Below are 18602 nucleotides of genomic sequence, written 5' to 3'. Positions count from 1 at the left end.
GTAAAGGAAGCATGTTATTTTATTCATGCTTGGGATTTCCCCTCACATTAAATTATCTCCTTACATCTTTTTTCCATAATAACGGTATCATGCCATTCTCCATTTAACTGAGCAATTTTTTCTCTCGTTCCAACAACTCTAAAGCCCATCTTTTGATGTAGATGAATGCTTGCTGTATTAATGACAAAGATTGATGATTGGAGTGTCCAAATCCCTTCCTTTTCACTCTCTTCAATTAGTCTTTTAAATAGCTTTGAAGCAATACCTTTGCCTTTACTGTCATTTGATATGTAAACACTGACTTCTCCCACTCCGGAATAAACCACGCGTGTAGAGACGGGGGAAATGCCAATCCAACCAACAACTCTATTGTATTCCTCTGCTACAAAGCGCAATGTTTCATGATGTCTTTCATCCCATACCTGTTCACTTGGCACATTGGTTTCAAAGGTGGCCATCCCTGTTTCGATTCCTTCTTTATAAATCTTTAATACCTCAATTAAATCATTCTTTTCCATTTTACGAATAACTAGTGTATCCATCCTATTTCCCCCTTATTATTTTAAAGGACTGCTAGCTTTCGCTAACAGCCAAATGTTTAACAACATGAATTCGATTGTTTAGCAAGATTAATACCACATACCCCTGTTTCAGGTAACTCCAATTCAACACGTTTCGAAGCATCATAATTACCTGATAAATAAGCTGTTATGGACCGAACTTGTTCATAGCCAGTTGCCATTAAAAAGGTTGGTGCGCGTCCATAACTTTTAGCTCCGACTATATAGAAGTCCTTTTCTGGTTGACGTAGAATTTCTTCTCCATGTGCTCTTACTGTGCCACAACTATGAACATTAGGATCGATTAGTGGTGCTAATGCATGCACACTTTCTGTTGCTGAATCAATGGAAAGCCGTAATTCGCTGTTCATTGAAAGGTCTGGTCTATTTCCGGCATTGACAATAAGCTCTTCAAATCCTGTCAATATTTTCTGTTCACCATTTATTGTACCGACAATATGGATGTTCTCATCTTTCTTTACCTGTGAAATATAGAAAGGTGTTATTACCTCAACTTTCCCTGTGTCTACTAATTCATGAATGCGAATACCGAGTGCGCCACGTGCAGCCAATGCATCTTTTTCCTCGCCACCATAGACCTCTTCTGCAGAGTGTTTACGCATAATCCACACTAACTTTGTTGAAGGATTCTCTGCCTGTAATTCCGCAAGTGCTAATAAGGTATTGATAGCCGAATGGCCACCGCCAATAACGGCAATCTTCTTATTGGCATATCGCTTCGTATTTGTATGTATGTCTGGGATACCATACTCAATGTGATCTGCTAATGCTTTTTCACTTTGAAGCCATACACCTGTAGAATTTGCTGGGTTTGGATTCCCCCATGTACCCGTCGCATCAATAACTGCTCTCGCCTCAATCATACGGATGTCATTCTCTTGTTCAATATAAATAATAAAGGATTGCTCTACTCGATTTTTTGTCTTCATCTTGTCATTCAATTGTCTTGAAATCCCGACTACTTTTGCGTTCAATTGAATGTTAGGATTAATTTGTTCGTGCTCAGACAAAGGCTTTAAATAAAGATCAATTAATTCATGTCCTGTCGGTAACGTATCCAAATGAGGTTCTATCCAACCGGAGGCATTTAATAAAGCTCTACCAGCTTTATTGATGTTATATCGCCATGGTGAAAATAATGTAACATGCCCCCAAGTACGAATATTGTATGCTATTTCACGCCCAGCCTCTAGTAAAAGAAAGGCTTGCTTTTGTTCCACTAAATGAGCCGCTGCAGCTAATCCAATAGGACCTGCCCCGATTATGACAATCGGTAAATTCTTTTTAGAGTTATTAACACTCTCCTGTACTTCAATATCCTTCGTAGTACTACAACAAGATTCATTTTGGTTGATTATTTCAAGTGTTTTCATCATAATTACTCCTCTACTTTCTTTATATAAGCATTCCCTTATATATAATATATTTTTTACGTCTAGCAATTAGCTAGACGTTTAAACTCTGCTTGTAAAATTAACACATTGCTTCACCAATTTCTTTTATTGCTTTTTCAAATTGCAACCATGTAGAATTGCCGTAACGATTCATATCTCCTTTAAAGAAGAAATCAAAAGCAAATTCTTTAGCCTGTTTCAATGTGAATTCTCTACTATTCATAATTAACTTTAAATAAGCGATAAAATAATCTTGAGTTAATACACTAGCATGATTTACTGTCATTTTTGCAACCTCCATTCAACAGATGCTTAAGAAATCAGTGGGGAGTATCCAAACACTCCTCAGCTATAAAATGCTCAATGCGTTTGCCAATCACATCACGTACATTTTGGAATACAGTCCATTTTTCTTCGTCTGTACCTACTGCTTTTGCTGGATCTTCAAAGCCCCAATGCTCACGACGAACGTGTGGTGGAGTCATTGGGCATTTTTCAGCGGCATCCCCGCATAATGTGACAACTAGTGTTGCATTGTTCAATGTCTCAAAATCAATTAAATCGGATGTGTGATCCGAAATATCAACTCCTATCTCTGCCATCGCTTTAATGGCATTTGGATTTATGCCATGTACTTCAATACCAGCACTTTTTACTGTCCAATTAGGTGGTAGTAATTTTTTTGCCCACCCTTCTGCCATTTGACTACGGCATGAGTTCCCTGTACACAAAAAATAAAGTGTATTTGTCATAATATTGCTCCCTATTTAATAGTGTTAAAGTATTTTTTCTGCCAACGTAAGGCAACCCATACAAGTCCGATGAGAACAGGTACTTCTACAAGTGGACCGATAACTGCGGCGAATGCCACTCCACTATGCAAGCCAAATACGCCGACAGCTACAGCAATCGCTAACTCAAAGTTGTTACTTGCAGCGGTAAAAGATAGGGCTGCTGTGACAGGATAAGATGCGCCAGCTTTACGTGAAGAGAAGAATGAAACAACAAACATGATGATAAAGTAAATAAATAATGGAATAGCAATTCGTACTACATCTAGTGGCAGTTCTACTAATTGCTCACCTTTTAAGGCAAACATCATGACAATCGTGAATAAAAGTGCGATTAAAGTAAGCGGTGAAATCTTCGGTAGAAACTTTTCCTCATACCACTGTTTTCCTTTTACTTTAATCCCTATCCAACGTGTGAGGAATCCTGCAGCGAATGGGATACCTAAGTAAATAAGTACGCTCTTTGTAATTTCCCACATGGATATTGTTACATTGAAGTTCTCTAAACCAAACCAACCAGGTAATACATTTAAGAAAAAGTAAGCAAAGATCGAATACGTCACGATTTGAAAGATAGAGTTAAAGGCAACTAATCCAGCTACATATTCCCGGTCTCCACGTGCTAAATCATTCCACACAATGACCATGGCAATACAGCGAGCTAAACCAATCATGATAAGTCCAGCCATATATTCAGGATAATCGTGTAGGAAGATGATAGCTAAAAAGAACATTAAGAACGGTCCGAGTAACCAGTTTTGAAAAAGAGATAGCAAAAGCACTTTCCAATCCTTAAATACGCGCCACATTTCCTCATACTTTACTTTTGCTAAAGGCGGGTACATCATGACAATTAACCCTATAGCAATGGGGATGGACGTTGTGCCAATCGACATGGAATCTAATGCTTCTCCGACATCGGGTATCGTGATACTTAATACGACACCTACTCCCATCGCAATAAATATCCAAAGGGTTAGAAAACGATCTAGAAAAGAAAGCTGTTTGGTTAACGATTCATTACTCATGATCAGTTCCCCCCACATGGCAACAATCTGTGCCACAGTTGCATCCGTTTAAAGGTTGAATTTGTTCTAAAATACCTTTCATCAGTGGCGTTTGATCCTCTACTAAACGGTAATGTTTCCAAGTCCCTACTTTTCGCTCCGTAATAATGCCTGCCTCCTTTAATTTTCGTAGATGTTGACTAACTGCTGGTTGTGATATACCTAGAACATCTACAAAATCGCATACACATACCTCCCCATTTTTCATGCATGCAAGTAATTTAATGCGATTCAAATCAGCTGCTGCTTTTAATTGTTTTTCAATTTGTGTGTTTTCCATGGATCTTCACTCCTTATATAACAATTTGCTTATATATTCGTTTAAATAAAATCACCTTATAAGGAAAGGTGACTTCATCATTATATAACTATATTCTTATATTATGATTTTATGTTTTGATTTGCAACAAATATTTTAATGAGAGCCTTCCATATTGGAAAGACTCTCCAAAGTGTTACTTTCTATACAATTAATGTGGTTGTGCCGAATAGTTCAATAACCATTTATTTAAACACTTGATCTATTTTGTCTTTGTCGTAACCCAATATCCAATCATTGTATGTAAAATAAATGTCTCGTATTGATTCAGGCGAGGTAGCGAGTAAACCACATCCTCTATCATCGTAAATGTGAAAAATGGTTTTCCTTTTGATATTTAAAAAATAAATCCTATGAATAATACTGTAAGTTTTGCGGATAAAAAATCATCTTCCACTCACACTAATAGTGGAGGTGAGATGATAATGGGTAATAACAAACATAAAAATAATAAGACTCAAGATAACAAAAAACAGCAGAATCAAAATCAAAATGCTAACAGAGAGCGTGCGAACAGAGAAGAGTTCGCTGAGGAAGTAGACTTTAGCCGCATTCAAAATGAAAATAAACGTTAGTGATACTTCCCCCCAATATTCACTTAAAATGAGTATTGGGGGTTTCCTTTTGAATCAACTCTTTTGATGTCTAGACATTGCCTAGATAGCTTCGTGTAATGTTTGGGAGAACAATTTTACCATTCTTACTGTATTTTTCAAATAACTCTGTTAGAAGAAAAACAAAAGTTTGATATTCCCCGTCGTTTTTTTTCGGAGCATAGGACGCTGATAAATTCCTTCCTAAGAAACCTTCATAATCAAAAAGCAATTCATTTTCATATTTTTTAAACTCATATTGTCCATCCTTAAAAAAGCTAGTAAATACCTCTAGTGTTTCTTCCATTCCACCACTAAATCCGTTGAAATTTGAACAAGTCTTTTGGCAAATTGCGGCATTCTCTTTAATAATTGGATTAGTTAAATCCCTGCTATTCCACACAAGAGCAACTTTTGACTTTTGTTTTCCTATTCGTTGACATTCTATTTTAAATGCTTTTTTATCAAACCAATGAAAAGCCTGCGCAACAGTTACTAAATCCACACTATTTCCTGTTAAAGTAGTATGTTCAGCAGTTGCTTTTATGGATTCGAAACGAGGATATTTTTTTAATGATTGCTCTGCCTTCATTCTCATATCATCATTCGGCTCAACTCCAATAACATGTAGACCTCTTTCAAGTAGTAGACTGCTAAATATACCTGTACCTGAGCCAATATCGGCAACAATTCGATCCTCATTTAGTTCATTTACTGCAATCAAATAATCTATATATTCTTTTGGGTAACTAGGGCGATATTTCGCATATATATCAGCCTTATCTGTAAAATTTTCTGTTGTTTTCATCGTACTACCTTCTTCCTGTCGATATTTTGGAATAGGAGAAAAATAGTTAATTCCAAATACCACTTATTGATAATAAAGCCTCCACTCCTACACTTCTTGCATGTAGCAAGGATTTGATTGAGAAGTTGCTATTGTTTATTTTCTTTTGCTTTTAAGCATTCAGTTAAATTAATAAAATCTTGAACTGCTTCTGACATGGATAGTTTTTTAGCAAGTGATATCCCCTTTTGAATAGATGTAGAGGCATCTTCTAATTTATTTGCTTTAATTTGGGCATCTGCAAGACAATACCAGTAAAACCAGGCGTCCATTTTTGTGATTTTATTTTGATAAAACGTTTCAATTTTCGGGTAATAATGGTTGAATAAAGCTTCATCATTAACTAGCTTTTCACCATTCCAATTTAGGACATTCACTAAATAACTATCTCCTATATACATTTGCCAAATTGCTATACCAACCTTTTGATCTACATGTATGATGTCCATTTTATGATAAGGAATATTAGTAATCTTCTCAAATGATTCTCCAGCCCATTTGAAAATTCCGAGTTCACTTCCTATGGCCGCACCATTTGTAACACCAAATAAATATTCTTTTGTTCCATCACCAGTAATATCTACCAATCCCGAAAAATTTAAAGCCACTCCCTTAACTTTGGTTTCCCATACTTTTCTCCAAATTCCGTTGTCCTTTTTTAAGACCATTGTTCCGTACTGTGAAGGGGAAGGTTGTTCAATTGCTTTTATTTCAAAAGTAAAAATGATCTCTTTTTGCCCATCTTTATTAAAATCATAAAGTTGGATTGGGTAAGTAGAGAAAGGTTTTTCGGGACTTATTAGTACAGAGTTTAAAGGCTTAAATGCCTGAACAATTTTAATTAGGTCATTGTTCTCGTTTTCATTCGCGTACACAGATATCAAACAAAAGTTAACGAATGGAAGTGACAGTAAGGTAAAAAGTATTATTTTTTTCAATATCTGTCCTCTTTTCACTAAATATCGTCCTTCCATTATGAACGTATTTAGAAAATTAATACATCCGAAATCACGCTTAGCCAAAGAATGTTTAAAAACAGGTTTTTAAAATGTTTACCCAGCCTAAAATTCCTCCATTAAAGAGAACCTATCTCCCTTTTCATCAAAGGGTTGCTTAAAATCAAAGGCAAACGCAGTAGAACCATGCTGGATATAATAGTTGTATCTCTTAAATGCCTCAATCCAAGAGACATCATCCACCTTTTCTGTCCACCAAACTACATAGGAAAGGTGTTTTTCTGGATAAGGCTCGATCCATTTACTTTTGTCTTGTAACGCTTGTTTATGCTGTCCTGAATAGGTGAAGTGATATAAGGATTGAGGATTTCTCCATACGGTTAGCGTAAGTATGGGAGAACCTTTTCCCTTCACGGTTTCTTCAGGCAAAGCGACTCCTTCAGGTGAAAATGACTCTATCAGGCCTGATTTTGTTGCCTGTCGGTATACTTCATTGCCTACTTGAAAAAATTCTCGAGAGCTAGGGTGGTCATAGGGATGATTTAGCCTTCCAATAGTATAAATCGCAACGAATGCCATAAATAGCCCTCCATCTATCGTCTTTCTATAGATATATTCAAGTAAAGGTCTGTAAATCCCTTTTTTTACTAACTCATTGGTCTCATATTATTGCTGTTTCAACTATAAAAAATGGGAACAACCGATTTGGATGTTCCCATTTTTTATATAAGATTTTTTAAAAGCTACGCTTCTCTGGCCAAACTCCTTGCATTTTACTTAAAAATACAATTTGCCCAATATGATAGGCGTCGTGCATTACTAAACTCTTCAGTTCAATTACTAATGATCGATCTTCAGGGATTTCTTTGTACAATGCTTCATATTCTGGTTTTGCCAGTATTTTTTCTAGTTCCCGATGGACATACAAATATTCCTGTTTGGTTTCCTCCCAATTTTGCCACGTCACAGTTGGTAATTGAAAGGTAGCGTCATTATTTTCTGCCTGTGGTTCATTTTCTTTATCACCAAGAATCCTCGTGAGAAATCTCTTTTTATAGAAAAGTAGATGACAAACTATTTCCCAAATGGAATTCGTTGCCCCTTCAGCAGGCTTCCAAATGGCCTGTTCTAAAGTAATATCCTCTAGCACTTTTTCAAGTGATGGAAACCAGTCTTCTTCATCTAAACAGCTTGTCCATTGTCGTAACAGCAATGTTTTGGCAACCATTTTCAATTCCTCCTATTTGATCCTGTCTCCTTTGTAAATACAGCCCTTTTATTTCTTCTGCTAATGTTCATATTGTCATTAGTATTACATATCAATTTCTATGCCAATTCCTAGTTCTTTTGCTTTTTGATATACGCCTTTCGCGACTGCTAAATCATAGTAAGCTGCACCTACCGATTTAAAAATGGTAATCTCCTCTTCGTCCTCTCTACCATTCTTAGTCTCTGTGACAAGTTTACCAAGGTCACAATATATCTTGTCGAAAGACCAAATACCTTTTTCTGCTGCATGAATAAATTCACCAGCTTCATTTTTTACGCCATTATGATCATCTACTACAATTTTATTAGCTTTCAAAATAGTGGTCTCATCTATTTCACGCATAGTTGGTAAATAGGATCCTATACCATTAATATGAGTTCCTGGCTTTAAATATTCTCCATCTAAAACGGCACTTGTTGATCTTGTAGCACAGCAAATAATATCTGCTTGCTTGACTGCCACTGATACTTCATCTATGACCTCAAAAGGGATTTTCACTCCATATTCTTTTAATTTCTCACCAAAACGATGTGCTTTAGAGGTTGTTTTATTAACAAGTAGAATTTTAGTGATAGATCTTACAGCTAGTACGCCTAGTACTTGCTCAAAAGCCATCCCACCTGTTCCAATTACTGTTAGAATTGTCGCATCCTTTTTTGATAAATAATCTGTAGCAATCCCACTTAAAGCTCCAGTTCTTAGTCGAGTTAGATAAGAGGCATTCATCATAGCCACATGGGAACCATTCTCTGCATCTGTAAGTAATAAAACTCCTTGCGTTGTGGGCATCCCCTTTGGAGAATTTTTAGGAAAAATGGTCACTACTTTTACAGCGGCAACTTCACTCACTAAGTCTGCACTTGGCATATAGAGTGCCGATGCATCATGATCTGGAAAATCTATGACAGTTCGATGCACGTCGGCAATTTTATTTTCTTCTTTTGCTTTTAATACTTTCCTAACATCCTCTATCGCATTTTTCATATTGTAGCTCTTCATAATCTGTTCTTCGTTTAATATCAACATCATCCATATCCTCCATTAAATCGTCTGTCATCACGACTTCATAGTCCCAACTGGGATTTTTTTCGTATCACTTAATTTCGATTCTCTTTGAATGTCGTTGTCTAAATTCTCTTGACTACGATCTTTAACAGCCCAAATGGCAATTAGTGATACGATTGCTGTAAAAATAATATATAAAGCAATTGGTATATAGGAATTATCAAATTGAACTAATAGAGCTGTTGCTACTAAAGGAGCCGTTCCCCCTGCTACAGCTGCACCAATTTGGTAACCAAGTGTAATCCCTGTGTAACGAATTTTTGCGTCAAAAATTTCTGAAAACATTGTCCCTAGCACGGCCGTAATTGGCGACCAAATAATGCCTAGACCGATGATTGTGGCTACTACAAGTAATATCGCGGATTGTTGCTGTAACATCCAAAAATAAGGGAATGCAAAGAGTATCATGCCAACCGTTCCAATAATGTATAACTTTTTGCGTCCATATTTATCAGACAAGCTTCCCATTATAGGAATTAAAATGGTCGTAATGATTGTGGCAATCATGACGGCATTTAGAGTGACAGTTCTTGAGAAACCTAAATTTGATGTTGCATAGGATACAACAAATGTTCCAAAAATATAGAAAGGTGCTGTTTCAACAACCTTCGCTCCAATTGCAATTAAGACTTCACGCCAATAGTTTTTCAATGTTTCTATAATAGGTAGTTTAGGAATGTCACCTGATTCTTGCACCTTTTTAAATGATGGTGTCTCATCAATCCCTTTACGAATCCATAAACCAAATAAAACTAAAAATGCACTTATTAAAAATGGTATACGCCATCCCCATGACATAAAGGATCCTTCAGGAAGTAAAGTCATTATAGACAATGCAACAGTTCCTAACACCATACCAATCGTTACACCCATTTGTGGTATAGCTCCATATAATCCTCTCTTTTCCTTTGGAGCATATTCGACAGCAAGTAAAAGAGCTCCTCCCCATTCTCCACCAATACCTAATCCTTGTACTAATCGTAAAGTAATCAATAATATGGGAGCCCAAATGCCAATAGCTTGATATGTAGGAAGTAATCCCATCCCAAAGGTAGCAATCCCCATCAAACTCAGCGTTAATACGAGTGTTTTTTTACGGCCAATCTTATCTCCAATATGACTGAAAATAACTCCACCAAACGGTCTAATAAAGAACGATAAAGCAAAGGATGCGTAAGCAAGTAACAAACCAACTGTAGGATCATCATTAACAAAAAACACTTGATTAAAAACGAGTGCCGCAACTGTGCCATACAAAAAATAATCGAACCATTCAATGGAACTCCCTACCAAACTAGCAATCCAAATCTTTCTCATTTGTTTTCCATCCATCTATTTTCCCCCTTTGTTTGAAATTGAAGTGGTACTTCAATTTATTCTTGTTATTACTTTACAATTACCCGAATTCTCTGTCAATAATAGAAATTACTTTTTTATTATGCTTTCTATTAAAACGTGTATAGAATAAAATAGTATAATCAATAAAGGGGTTTGATATGATGACATCAGATTTTCTAGGAGAGACATTGAAAAGAATACGCAAAGAAAGACAATATACATTAAAAATGCTTGCCACTCAAACAGGAGTTTCTATTAGCTTCTTATCACAGGTGGAAAGAGGAAAATCTAATGTAACATTAGACTCTTTGAAGAAAATTGCAGATGCTTTAGGTGTAAATCCAAGTATTTTTTTCCCTACTAACAATGAAGAATTACATGAAATACGTTCCCAATTCCATTATTTAGACTTATCAGATGGGAATATAGATGCTTCCTATCTCCCCATGCTTGTGACATTAAAGGCTGGAGAAAATGAAGGAAACGCTCTTTCCCATGACGGTTATGAATTTATCTATGTTGTAGAAGGAGAACTGACCATTATTATTGAGGAGCAAAAATTTGTTTTGCAAGAAAACGAGTCTAAAATGTTTGATGCTAGAAAAACGCATTACTGGTACAACTATCAAGAGAAACCTGTCAAGTTCCTACTTGTTTCTTCACAATAAAAATGACTTATAAAGAGCCATGCTACATGTAATGTGTAGCATGGCTCTAAACCATTAATAATAGCTAGTTCCTCTCACCTATGAACTGTTAAACTGAAGTAATCAATAATCGAGAAGTTAGCATGCCCTAAATGCTAGTTCTATATTGTTGATTACTTTAACCTGTCTAAATGAGCTTTTAAATATTGAATAAATGGATGCTCTGCTATTTCTGATTTGCGTGTACAGATAAATAAACTTTGTTGGATATTTACCTGCTCAACAAATACTCGAGCCAGTTTTCCATTTGTTATATTGTCTATCACACTATAGGAGGGTGCTAAAGTCATACCGTATCCTGCTTCCACAACTTTAATCGATTCATGCAAGCCCTGCATTTGAAGTCCAAACTTAGGTAATGGCGCATTAAACGTGTAAAATACTGACTCCAGTAAATCTAATGTCGAGCTACCACGCTCCCGATAAATAAAGTCTTCGATCGATAGTTCGGAAATGGCAACGGATTGATTTGCTAAAGAATGTGATGGGTGGACAATAAACCAGAACGGGATATCTAAAATCTTTTCAAATTGAAGATCATTATGACCAATATTGCTTTGAACGACAAAACCAATATCTACCTCATAATTCAGAACCTGTTCCTCAACAGATTTTACATTACCTAACGATACAATACATTCAATGTGAGGATTCGCAAGCTTATACTGTGCTATATAAGGCGGCAGTATATAATTAGTTGGAATGTAAGAAGAAGCTATATGTATTTTGTCTTCCTTTGCTAAAAATTTAGCGAGTTTTTCATCGATTTGTCCTTCTAAATAAAATAAACGCATTCCCTGCTCGTATAAAAACCTCCCCTCTGGAGTTAACTGAATCCCTCGTCCTTTGCCTTCAATTAATTTTGTTCCAATTTCATTCTCTAATTTCCGAATTTGAATCGTAACAGCAGGTTGACTAAGTAGCATACTATTCGCTGCTGCAGTAATTCCACCAAGCTTTGCCACATTCGTAAATATTCTTAATGCATGCAAATTCATTTTAATCACCCCTCCCTATTCATAAATAAAATTTATGAATAAACAATTATTATATATTTGTTTTATATATAGTTTAACAGTAATTTAAGGATAGAGGTGATTTAAGTGGAAATTTTATTACAAGAATGGGTATCAGCAAAGGGTTTTATTTTATTTACAATTGGGTTACTTGCGGCAATAATTGGCGTTCTTTTTGGTGCTGCTGGCTTTATTTTAATGCCTTCGATGTTACTTATTGGCATTCCAATTCATACCACGATTGCTGTTAATAAATTTGCGACAGGAATTTCAGCTCTATCCAATGTCGTTACGTTTGTCATAAAAGGACAGGTATCTTTAAAACAATACTCGTCTTTATTATTTTTTTCGAGTTTAGGAGGGGTGTTTGGTGCGTTTTTAGCCCTTCTATTATCGGAGCAAATTATGAATGTGATAGCTTGTATAAGCTTAATTTTGGGATTTATTATTGTTATTCGCAGTAGTACATTCATTGTTAAAGAAATAAAAGAAACACAGGAACAAGTGACTAATAAACTCATTCCGTTTGCGATTTCAATCTATGACGGTGGTTTTGGACCAGGCTCAGCTCTTATGAATATAACCTATTTCTTGAAAAAACAATATAACTATGTAAAAGCAGTTGAATTAACAAGAATTATCTCGTTTTCAAGCTGTACAGGTGCCTTTCTCTTTTATTACTTTACTGGCATTGTTAATTGGGGCATAGCGATTCCTGTTTCAATGGGCTCAATTGTTGGCTCTTTCTTAGGTTTAAAGATTATTCCTTATATTAAAATAAAGTGGGTTCACCTTATATTACCAATTATCTTTTTTTTGCTAATTGTTCAGATTGTAACGGATTTAATAAAATAACTAACATGTAAGCAATTCAGTATAAAAACAGATGCTCACTTATAATGAGCACCTGATCTAGAAAATAAGATAGTTAAAACAGCTTTATTTTTAGAACAATTTTTGTTTACTCGTGATACTTGTCCAAGTTACCTTATATACGTCCTCACACTTTAGGTTTTTAGATTATTGAGCTTCCTCATCTGCAGAAGGGCCGTACATACCTGGCACTGGAATGTTGAGAAGTCGTAAGTATACCCCCAGCTGCGCACGGTGATGGATCATATGGCTTAAGCCGAAGGTACGGAAGGCAAGCGCTCGTGGTTCACGGCGGATGATTTGCTCGCCATGGCGTAGAGTCCATTCTTCACCGAGCGTTTTCTCGTCACAATCGGCTAGTAGCTTGTCTATTTTGCCGACGTTTGCATCAAACTCAACTAGAATGTCAGAGCGATTTTCTAATGCCTCTCGACGAAGCGGCACCGTTGAGAGATCAAACTCGGTGTGCTGAAAAATTGCCACTTGCCAGTTCAGCAGGTTGATTAAGTGGGTGGCCAGTCCGCCGAGCGTCATCGATTTATCATGAGGCCTCCATGTCATATGCTCATCGGGCAAACAGTCTAAAATTCGACGCGTTGTAGCTAGTTCATACATAGCGTCACCAATGATCAATTGTCTAACCATCATGTATCTCCTCCTTTTTGGTTAAGCATACTATAAATTCCATTCAAGAGGCAATTGCGCATTTTAGTTGGAGGATATATAAAATAAAAAGATTCCATGCTTTAACACTACACGGAATCTTTTAGAATGTTGGTTATGATGGTTTTTATCTTTAAAGTCAATTATTTTTTTCTTCTTCATTTATTTTTATGTCCAAACGATCTTCAATACGTTCTTCAATCTCTTTCCTCTCGTCATGCCACCATAATGCTTCCTCAGGTTCTTCTAAAATCTCTTTGATTTCAGCTTTCTCTGCAACTGCTGGCGGTGAACCTCGAAGAGCTTTTCCTGAAGTTTCTTTTACGAAGATGGTTACAACAATAATACCGATAACAGATGCAAATATTAGATAGTAGGCTGGTACCATTTCATTCATTGTTTTACTAATTAACCATGATACAAGTAAAGGTGTCGTACCACCAAATAAGGAGGCAGAAATATTAAATGTAATGGCTAATGCCCCATTCCGAACTTTGGTAAAAAATAGTGAGGGCAATAATGCAGGCATGGTTCCTTGGAAAGAGGAGGAAAATACCGCAAGAATCATTAATCCTAGAAAGACAAGTAATGAGTTATTACTACCAATTAAGTTAAACGAAGGGATACTTAAAATAATCAAACCAATTAAACCGCCTTGAATGATCTTTTTTGCTCCAATCCGGTCACTAAAATACCCCATTAACAAAACAATCGGAATCATAATAATCATGGCAATAACAATTAATAATAGTCCTTCTGCTTCTCCATAACCAAGTACAACGGTTAAGTGTGAAGGCATATAAGATAAAATGGTATAGTTTACAACGATATAAAAGAATACAACAAACATACCTATAAGGATTGCTCTCCAGTGGAACTGTAAAATGTGCTTAACGGATATATGATCTTCATCGTCAGATTTTTTTTCCTGCATCGCTTCAAAAACAGGCGTTTCTTCTAAATTATTCCGTAAATAAAAGCCGATTAAACCAATAGGGGCAGATAAAAGAAACGGAATTCGCCAACCCCATGCTAGCATCGTTTCCTCCCCTAACATAAACGTAAGTAACGTAACAAGACTTGCGCCTGCGATATAGCCAACTAAGGTGCCGACCTCAAGACCACTTGACATAAATCCTCTTTTCTTATCTGGAGTAGACTCAGCAATAAACGTCATAGCACCTGAATATTCTCCACCAGACGAAAATCCTTGAATTAAGCGAGCAATGAGTAAAATAATTGTGGCAGTAGAGCCAATAGACGCATAGCTAGGGATCAAGCCAATACTTAATGTGGCTAGAGCCATCATGATTAAGGTTATAGCTAAAACTTTTTTACGGCCTAGGCGGTCCCCAAGCATACCAAAGAAAATGCCACCAATAGGTCGAGCAATAAAGGCAACAGCAAATGTCGCAAAAGAATAAACTAATTGCATAGGGCCACTTACTTCAGGGAAAAATACTTGTCCAATTGTAGCTGCAAGATAAGAGTATATCCCAAAATCAAACCATTCCATTCCATTACCAACAGCCGTCGCGACTACAGCTTTACGTGCAGATTTTGAGTCAACAACGGTAATTTCTTCTTTTTTCAACTTTGGTTTCGATTTTCTTTGTAATTTTGGGCTATTATCATTTTTGTTAGAAGCCAATCGAAAACCCTCCTTGTTGATTAATTGATCTAATCTTAAACTAACCAAAATATAATTTATTATTTATCTGTCTTTTCAATAATTACCGGAAGTTAAGCTTAGTCAATGATCAACTTGAGTTTCTTCAATGATTCAAGTTTTAAGAATTATTGCGACCAATAGGGAAATAAATAAAGCCATCTGATCAAATTCAGATGGCTAATAAAAAATGGATCTCTATATCTTATTTTTCTTATATCCTTCGCCATCCCTTGACTCTAACCAAACAATGGCAAAATATGCTTTCTAATCAATTCAATTCGATCTTTGGCACGTGGTATAAAGCGAGACGCAATCGTAACGACCATTTTTTTATTGGGGTTGTTGAAAATGACATTTCCTCCGTCACCCAGTGCTGCATAGCAATCATCATCAACTATCCACCACATGTATCCATATGACAACTCTCCGAATCGACTTTTTTCCTTTGTGCTGTCCTCTATCCATTTGGAAGAAAGGATTTGCGAGTTGCCCCATACACCACTATTTAAATACAACTGACCTATTTTCGCCATATCACGTGGCGTTAAAGTAAGCCCCCAACCAGCAGTGTTTACACCTGAAGGATCCACTACCCAACCCGTTACATATTGATCTTTAAGAAAAGCGAAATGTTCTTCTTTATTTCGTAAAAACGTATGTTGAGGAGCTGTAATGTTGAGAGGTTTAAATAAGCTCTCTATAGCGAAGTCCTTGACAGATTGACCAGTAGCATTTGTAAGAACACCCGATAAAATATGTGCGCCAACGGTTGAGTATTTAAACTCCCCAATATGTCCTCTGCCTCCAAGTAAATCTAATGTAGCTTTTACCCAGTCATCACTTGAGTAAACTTTTGTATAGGGCTCTGACTTGTATTTATACGGTGCAGTCATAGTCAGCAAGTCTTTTATCGTGACTATTTGAATTGTTTTTTCGCCACGCTTCACTGTATAATCTGGAAAAAATTCTAAAACCTTTTGCTCTACATTGTTAATATATCCTTTGTCTATTGCCATACCAATAAGAATAGATATAATACTTTTTGTTACAGAGGCTATATGCAATACATCATCTTTAGTGTATCCATCAAAATATGTCTCATAAATCAAATGACCATCTTTTCTAATCGCAATACCTGCTATATTGGCATATTCCTTTTTTATGGTAGCCTCAAAGTTAGAAATAGGATTATTATTCATTTTTATCTTTTGGTATTGATACATTGACGTCAAAGATATCAATTCATTCCTTTCAAAATGATTGATCAATATTGATGTAATTAGAATAATTTACTATAAAATGTTTTTCAATGCTTTTCTTTATTCGATTTAATTTTGGAAAGACAAAATGAATTCTTTTCTTAATGAAGTCGTTACCGCTTTTATTTTTATCTATCTTGATTTTCATAATAGGCTTCATCCGCATATTTCTGGTCTGTTCCTTTAAGATAGGCTAGGATCATTTTCGGCCGTTTCAGTAAAACCCAGTCTCCATGTTTATCAAACTTTCTTGTAGAAGTGAGCATCCCGTTTTGAATTGTCCCATATTTCTTCCCGTTCTTTTTTCCCCACACTTTTAATCGTTTAGCGAAATCTGCATCTTCTGCCATTAGCATATTTTCATTAAATCCGTTGATTGATTGAAAATCCTTTTTATAGCACCAAAAGATTCCCACAGAAATGGCTCCATATTTAAACAATAGTGGTCCAATTAATAACAAAGTGGAAACAAAAATTCCTAAAGACATTCTTTCAAATTTCCCTGTAACCCCGCCGCCAATGTATTTCCCTGAAATTAAGTTCTCCTGTGCCTTAGACAACACATGTTCATTCATCTGGGTATCTGCATCAATTGTTACGATTATTTCACCGCTAGCTATTTCAACACCTGCGTTTCTAATTTTCGAAAGGTTTTTATCATTATTCTTTACAATGATACAATCATACGATTTTGCAATTTCTTCCGTTCGGTCTGTACATCGATTTAACACAACAATGATTTCAACTTGATTTTTACATAATTTAGAGGCTCTTGAAACAGATTCTAAACATTTTCCAATATACTTTTCTTCATTATGGGCAGGTATGATAATAGAAATTTTTAAATCCTCTTTTTCCATAACATTCATATATTCTAATCCCCCTTCATAAAACCTTTTCTAGCTGTTTTAGATGCTCTTAATTAATTTTAATGATAGGTCATTATTCGAGAAAAGCTGGAAGTATTGTATTGTTTCAATTTAATCCGATGCTGGAACGTCGCCATAAATATAGTGACTCCCCATATGAATAATCCCCCATACGTTATCACATACACTCAAATTGAGTATCCTTTAGGAGCAATTCCGATGTTAACGACCCTTTTTCAGCTAGTTAGAACAAACATGATATGGTACATTAGAATTGAATCTAAAGAATGCTCTTTCTACTTTGTTAAAAGTAGGGATTGAAATAGGAGTTATCATGATTTCAAGAGAAAAATTAGAAAACAATCAAGTTTTCCTGTATGTAATTGTGTTGTTAATCGCAGCTGGCGTAGGATTATTAGCACCTTTTGTGGGTGAACAACTTGACGTTACCATTTCATTTGTTATTGCTATTTTAATGTTTAGTATGTTTTCTCAAATCCCATTTACAGCGTTGAAGGAATCATTTGCTAATCGTCGTTTTGTTGGGGCACTTCTAACGGTCAATTATGTTGCTGTCCCTATCGTTGTTTGGCTACTAACAATGCTATTACCCGAACATCCACCTTTATTGCTTGGGGTTTATTTAGTGTTGCTTACACCTTGTATTGATTATGTGATTGTCTTTACAGCTCTTGGACGTGGGAATGAAAAAGCTATGCTGATCTCAACACCTATTCTCTTCTTCACTCAAATGCTTTTATTACCTTTATATTTGTGGTTATTTCTTGGAAAGGAAGCATCCAGAATTGTTGAAGCGTCACCTTTCCTAGAGGCATTTTTAGTGCTAATTGTACTACCTTTAGTCATTGCGATATCGCTCCAACTTTTTGCTAAAAAATCGCAAGTTGGGGATCAATTAATTCATCTATCCGCCTGGCTGCCCGTCCCTTTTATGGCGTTAACTCTTTTTGTTGTTGTCGCATCACAAATTGGAAAATTATCGGCTTCCTTGGAGTGGATCATAAAGGTCATCCCAATATATATCCTATTTATGGTGATTATGCCGATTCTTTCAAAATTCATTGGAAAAACGTTTAAACTTGATAGTAAATCAGGTAGAGCATTAGTTTTTAGTGGTTCAACTCGTAACTCACTGGTTGTCCTCCCACTGGCACTAGCTTTACCAGAAAATATAAATACTCTTGTAGCAGCGATCATTGTCACGCAAACTATGGTAGAAATAATAGGAGAAATCATTTATATTCGTGTTGTTCCGGCTCTCATTAAATAAGTGGCTTACCGAATCTCGATAAGCCACTTCT

General features: G+C 36.0%; 21 protein-coding genes and 1 pseudogene. 4 read left to right on the top strand and 18 right to left on the bottom strand.

Annotation, left to right across the window (positions count from 1 at the left end):
* Positions 1–47: 47 nt before the first annotated feature.
* The 7 genes and pseudogenes from MKY49_RS11460 to MKY49_RS11430 all read right to left on the bottom strand — a co-directional run.
* Positions 48–542: a GNAT family N-acetyltransferase gene (locus tag MKY49_RS11460; RefSeq protein ID WP_274793150.1), complete on the bottom strand. Its 495-nt coding sequence runs from the start codon at positions 540–542 to the stop codon at positions 48–50.
* 56 nt (positions 543–598) lie between these two features.
* Positions 599–1954: an NAD(P)-binding domain-containing protein gene (locus MKY49_RS11455; RefSeq protein WP_274797327.1), complete on the bottom strand. Its 1356-nt coding sequence runs from the start codon at positions 1952–1954 to the stop codon at positions 599–601.
* Between the two features lie 100 nt (positions 1955–2054).
* Positions 2055–2261 (bottom strand): hypothetical protein, encoded by a 207-nt coding sequence (locus MKY49_RS11450; RefSeq protein ID WP_274793149.1) that lies wholly within the window; start codon positions 2259–2261, stop codon positions 2055–2057.
* A gap of 34 nt (positions 2262–2295) precedes the next feature.
* The gene (gene arsC, locus MKY49_RS11445; RefSeq protein ID WP_341386265.1) at positions 2296–2727 is read right to left on the bottom strand and encodes an arsenate reductase (thioredoxin); all 432 of its coding nucleotides are present in this window, start codon (positions 2725–2727) and stop codon (positions 2296–2298) included.
* 11 nt (positions 2728–2738) lie between these two features.
* Complete coding sequence (arsB, locus tag MKY49_RS11440) at positions 2739–3794, bottom strand: ACR3 family arsenite efflux transporter (RefSeq protein WP_274793147.1); 1056 nt, start codon at positions 3792–3794, stop codon at positions 2739–2741.
* Positions 3787–4113 carry an ArsR/SmtB family transcription factor gene (locus MKY49_RS11435; RefSeq protein WP_274793146.1) on the bottom strand — a complete coding sequence of 109 codons (327 nt, stop codon included), beginning with the start codon at positions 4111–4113 and terminating at the stop codon, positions 3787–3789. The genes arsB and MKY49_RS11435 overlap by 8 nt, the downstream gene beginning before the upstream one ends.
* 224 nt (positions 4114–4337) lie before the next feature.
* Positions 4338–4517, bottom strand: a pseudogene (locus tag MKY49_RS11430) (DUF3885 domain-containing protein); the annotation flags it as partial.
* Positions 4518–4577: 60 nt separating this feature from the next.
* Here MKY49_RS11430 and MKY49_RS11425 point away from each other — a divergent pair.
* Positions 4578–4727: a hypothetical protein gene (locus tag MKY49_RS11425; protein ID WP_197278953.1), complete on the top strand. Its 150-nt coding sequence runs from the start codon at positions 4578–4580 to the stop codon at positions 4725–4727.
* Positions 4728–4797: 70 nt separating this feature from the next.
* Here the strand turns inward: MKY49_RS11425 and MKY49_RS11420 are convergent, their stop codons facing one another.
* The 6 genes from MKY49_RS11420 to MKY49_RS11395 all read right to left on the bottom strand — a co-directional run bounded on the left by MKY49_RS11420 (position 4798) and on the right by MKY49_RS11395 (position 10215).
* Entirely contained in the window at positions 4798–5553 is a 756-nt protein-coding gene (locus MKY49_RS11420; RefSeq protein ID WP_274793145.1) for a class I SAM-dependent methyltransferase, read from the bottom strand.
* 128 nt (positions 5554–5681) lie between these two features.
* On the bottom strand, positions 5682–6530 hold the full coding sequence (locus tag MKY49_RS11415) for a hypothetical protein (RefSeq protein ID WP_274793144.1): 849 nt from the start codon (positions 6528–6530) through the stop codon (positions 5682–5684).
* Positions 6531–6653: 123 nt separating this feature from the next.
* A complete protein-coding gene (locus MKY49_RS11410) occupies positions 6654–7127 on the bottom strand; it encodes a DUF3291 domain-containing protein (RefSeq protein WP_274793143.1) in 474 nt (157 codons plus the stop codon).
* Positions 7128–7284: 157 nt separating this feature from the next.
* Positions 7285–7776, bottom strand: a complete 492-nt coding sequence (locus MKY49_RS11405) for a DinB family protein (RefSeq protein WP_274793142.1) — start codon at positions 7774–7776, stop codon at positions 7285–7287.
* 84 nt (positions 7777–7860) lie between these two features.
* Positions 7861–8844 (bottom strand): ornithine cyclodeaminase family protein, encoded by a 984-nt coding sequence (locus MKY49_RS11400; protein WP_274797326.1) that lies wholly within the window; start codon positions 8842–8844, stop codon positions 7861–7863.
* Positions 8845–8874: 30 nt separating this feature from the next.
* Positions 8875–10215 carry an MFS transporter gene (locus MKY49_RS11395; protein ID WP_341386264.1) on the bottom strand — a complete coding sequence of 447 codons (1341 nt, stop codon included), beginning with the start codon at positions 10213–10215 and terminating at the stop codon, positions 8875–8877.
* A 167-nt stretch (positions 10216–10382) separates the two neighbouring features.
* Between MKY49_RS11395 and MKY49_RS11390 the strand changes: the two genes are divergently transcribed.
* Positions 10383–10889: a helix-turn-helix domain-containing protein gene (locus MKY49_RS11390; RefSeq protein WP_341386263.1), complete on the top strand. Its 507-nt coding sequence runs from the start codon at positions 10383–10385 to the stop codon at positions 10887–10889.
* A 152-nt stretch (positions 10890–11041) separates the two neighbouring features.
* Here the strand turns inward: MKY49_RS11390 and MKY49_RS11385 are convergent, their stop codons facing one another.
* Positions 11042–11926, bottom strand: a complete 885-nt coding sequence (locus MKY49_RS11385) for a LysR family transcriptional regulator (protein WP_341386262.1) — start codon at positions 11924–11926, stop codon at positions 11042–11044.
* Positions 11927–12031: 105 nt separating this feature from the next.
* Here MKY49_RS11385 and MKY49_RS11380 point away from each other — a divergent pair, with 105 nt between their 5' ends.
* A complete protein-coding gene (locus tag MKY49_RS11380) occupies positions 12032–12799 on the top strand; it encodes a sulfite exporter TauE/SafE family protein (protein ID WP_341386261.1) in 768 nt (255 codons plus the stop codon).
* Between the two features lie 165 nt (positions 12800–12964).
* On the opposite strand, the gene MKY49_RS11375 is transcribed toward MKY49_RS11380, so the two are convergent.
* The 4 genes from MKY49_RS11375 to MKY49_RS11360 form a co-directional block, all read right to left on the bottom strand.
* A complete protein-coding gene (locus MKY49_RS11375) occupies positions 12965–13462 on the bottom strand; it encodes a DinB family protein (protein ID WP_341386927.1) in 498 nt (165 codons plus the stop codon).
* Between the two features lie 157 nt (positions 13463–13619).
* Positions 13620–15131 carry an MFS transporter gene (locus tag MKY49_RS11370; protein ID WP_322605146.1) on the bottom strand — a complete coding sequence of 504 codons (1512 nt, stop codon included), beginning with the start codon at positions 15129–15131 and terminating at the stop codon, positions 13620–13622.
* Positions 15132–15388: 257 nt separating this feature from the next.
* Complete coding sequence (locus tag MKY49_RS11365) at positions 15389–16375, bottom strand: serine hydrolase domain-containing protein (protein WP_341386926.1); 987 nt, start codon at positions 16373–16375, stop codon at positions 15389–15391.
* Between the two features lie 164 nt (positions 16376–16539).
* On the bottom strand, positions 16540–17280 hold the full coding sequence (locus MKY49_RS11360; RefSeq protein ID WP_274793136.1) for a glycosyltransferase: 741 nt from the start codon (positions 17278–17280) through the stop codon (positions 16540–16542).
* Between the two features lie 334 nt (positions 17281–17614).
* On the opposite strand from MKY49_RS11360, the gene MKY49_RS11355 reads away from it, so the two are divergent.
* Entirely contained in the window at positions 17615–18571 is a 957-nt protein-coding gene (locus MKY49_RS11355; RefSeq protein ID WP_341386260.1) for an arsenic resistance protein, read from the top strand.
* Positions 18572–18602 lie beyond the last annotated feature (31 nt).

The organism is Lysinibacillus sp. FSL M8-0134 (genome assembly GCF_038069745.1).
GTDB lineage: Bacteria > Bacillota > Bacilli > Bacillales_A > Planococcaceae > Lysinibacillus > Lysinibacillus irui.
This window is presented reverse-complemented; position numbering and strand designations above follow the sequence as displayed.

Coding starts and splice junctions, on each gene's coding strand:
- MKY49_RS11420 (WP_274793145.1), bottom strand. CDS start 5,553: ATGAAAACAACAGAAAATTTTACAGATAAGGCTGATATATATGCGAAA.
- arsB (WP_274793147.1), bottom strand. CDS start 3,794: ATGAGTAATGAATCGTTAACCAAACAGCTTTCTTTTCTAGATCGTTTT.
- MKY49_RS11390 (WP_341386263.1), top strand. CDS start 10,383: ATGACATCAGATTTTCTAGGAGAGACATTGAAAAGAATACGCAAAGAA.
- MKY49_RS11375 (WP_341386927.1), bottom strand. CDS start 13,462: ATGGTTAGACAATTGATCATTGGTGACGCTATGTATGAACTAGCTACA.
- arsC (WP_341386265.1), bottom strand. CDS start 2,727: ATGACAAATACACTTTATTTTTTGTGTACAGGGAACTCATGCCGTAGT.
- MKY49_RS11385 (WP_341386262.1), bottom strand. CDS start 11,926: ATGAATTTGCATGCATTAAGAATATTTACGAATGTGGCAAAGCTTGGT.
- MKY49_RS11400 (WP_274797326.1), bottom strand. CDS start 8,844: ATGTTGATATTAAACGAAGAACAGATTATGAAGAGCTACAATATGAAA.
- MKY49_RS11365 (WP_341386926.1), bottom strand. CDS start 16,375: ATGTATCAATACCAAAAGATAAAAATGAATAATAATCCTATTTCTAAC.
- MKY49_RS11405 (WP_274793142.1), bottom strand. CDS start 7,776: ATGGTTGCCAAAACATTGCTGTTACGACAATGGACAAGCTGTTTAGAT.
- MKY49_RS11435 (WP_274793146.1), bottom strand. CDS start 4,113: ATGGAAAACACACAAATTGAAAAACAATTAAAAGCAGCAGCTGATTTG.
- MKY49_RS11450 (WP_274793149.1), bottom strand. CDS start 2,261: ATGACAGTAAATCATGCTAGTGTATTAACTCAAGATTATTTTATCGCT.
- MKY49_RS11425 (WP_197278953.1), top strand. CDS start 4,578: ATGGGTAATAACAAACATAAAAATAATAAGACTCAAGATAACAAAAAA.
- MKY49_RS11460 (WP_274793150.1), bottom strand. CDS start 542: ATGGATACACTAGTTATTCGTAAAATGGAAAAGAATGATTTAATTGAG.
- MKY49_RS11360 (WP_274793136.1), bottom strand. CDS start 17,280: ATGAATGTTATGGAAAAAGAGGATTTAAAAATTTCTATTATCATACCT.
- MKY49_RS11410 (WP_274793143.1), bottom strand. CDS start 7,127: ATGGCATTCGTTGCGATTTATACTATTGGAAGGCTAAATCATCCCTAT.
- MKY49_RS11395 (WP_341386264.1), bottom strand. CDS start 10,215: ATGGATGGAAAACAAATGAGAAAGATTTGGATTGCTAGTTTGGTAGGG.
- MKY49_RS11355 (WP_341386260.1), top strand. CDS start 17,615: ATGATTTCAAGAGAAAAATTAGAAAACAATCAAGTTTTCCTGTATGTA.
- MKY49_RS11455 (WP_274797327.1), bottom strand. CDS start 1,954: ATGAAAACACTTGAAATAATCAACCAAAATGAATCTTGTTGTAGTACT.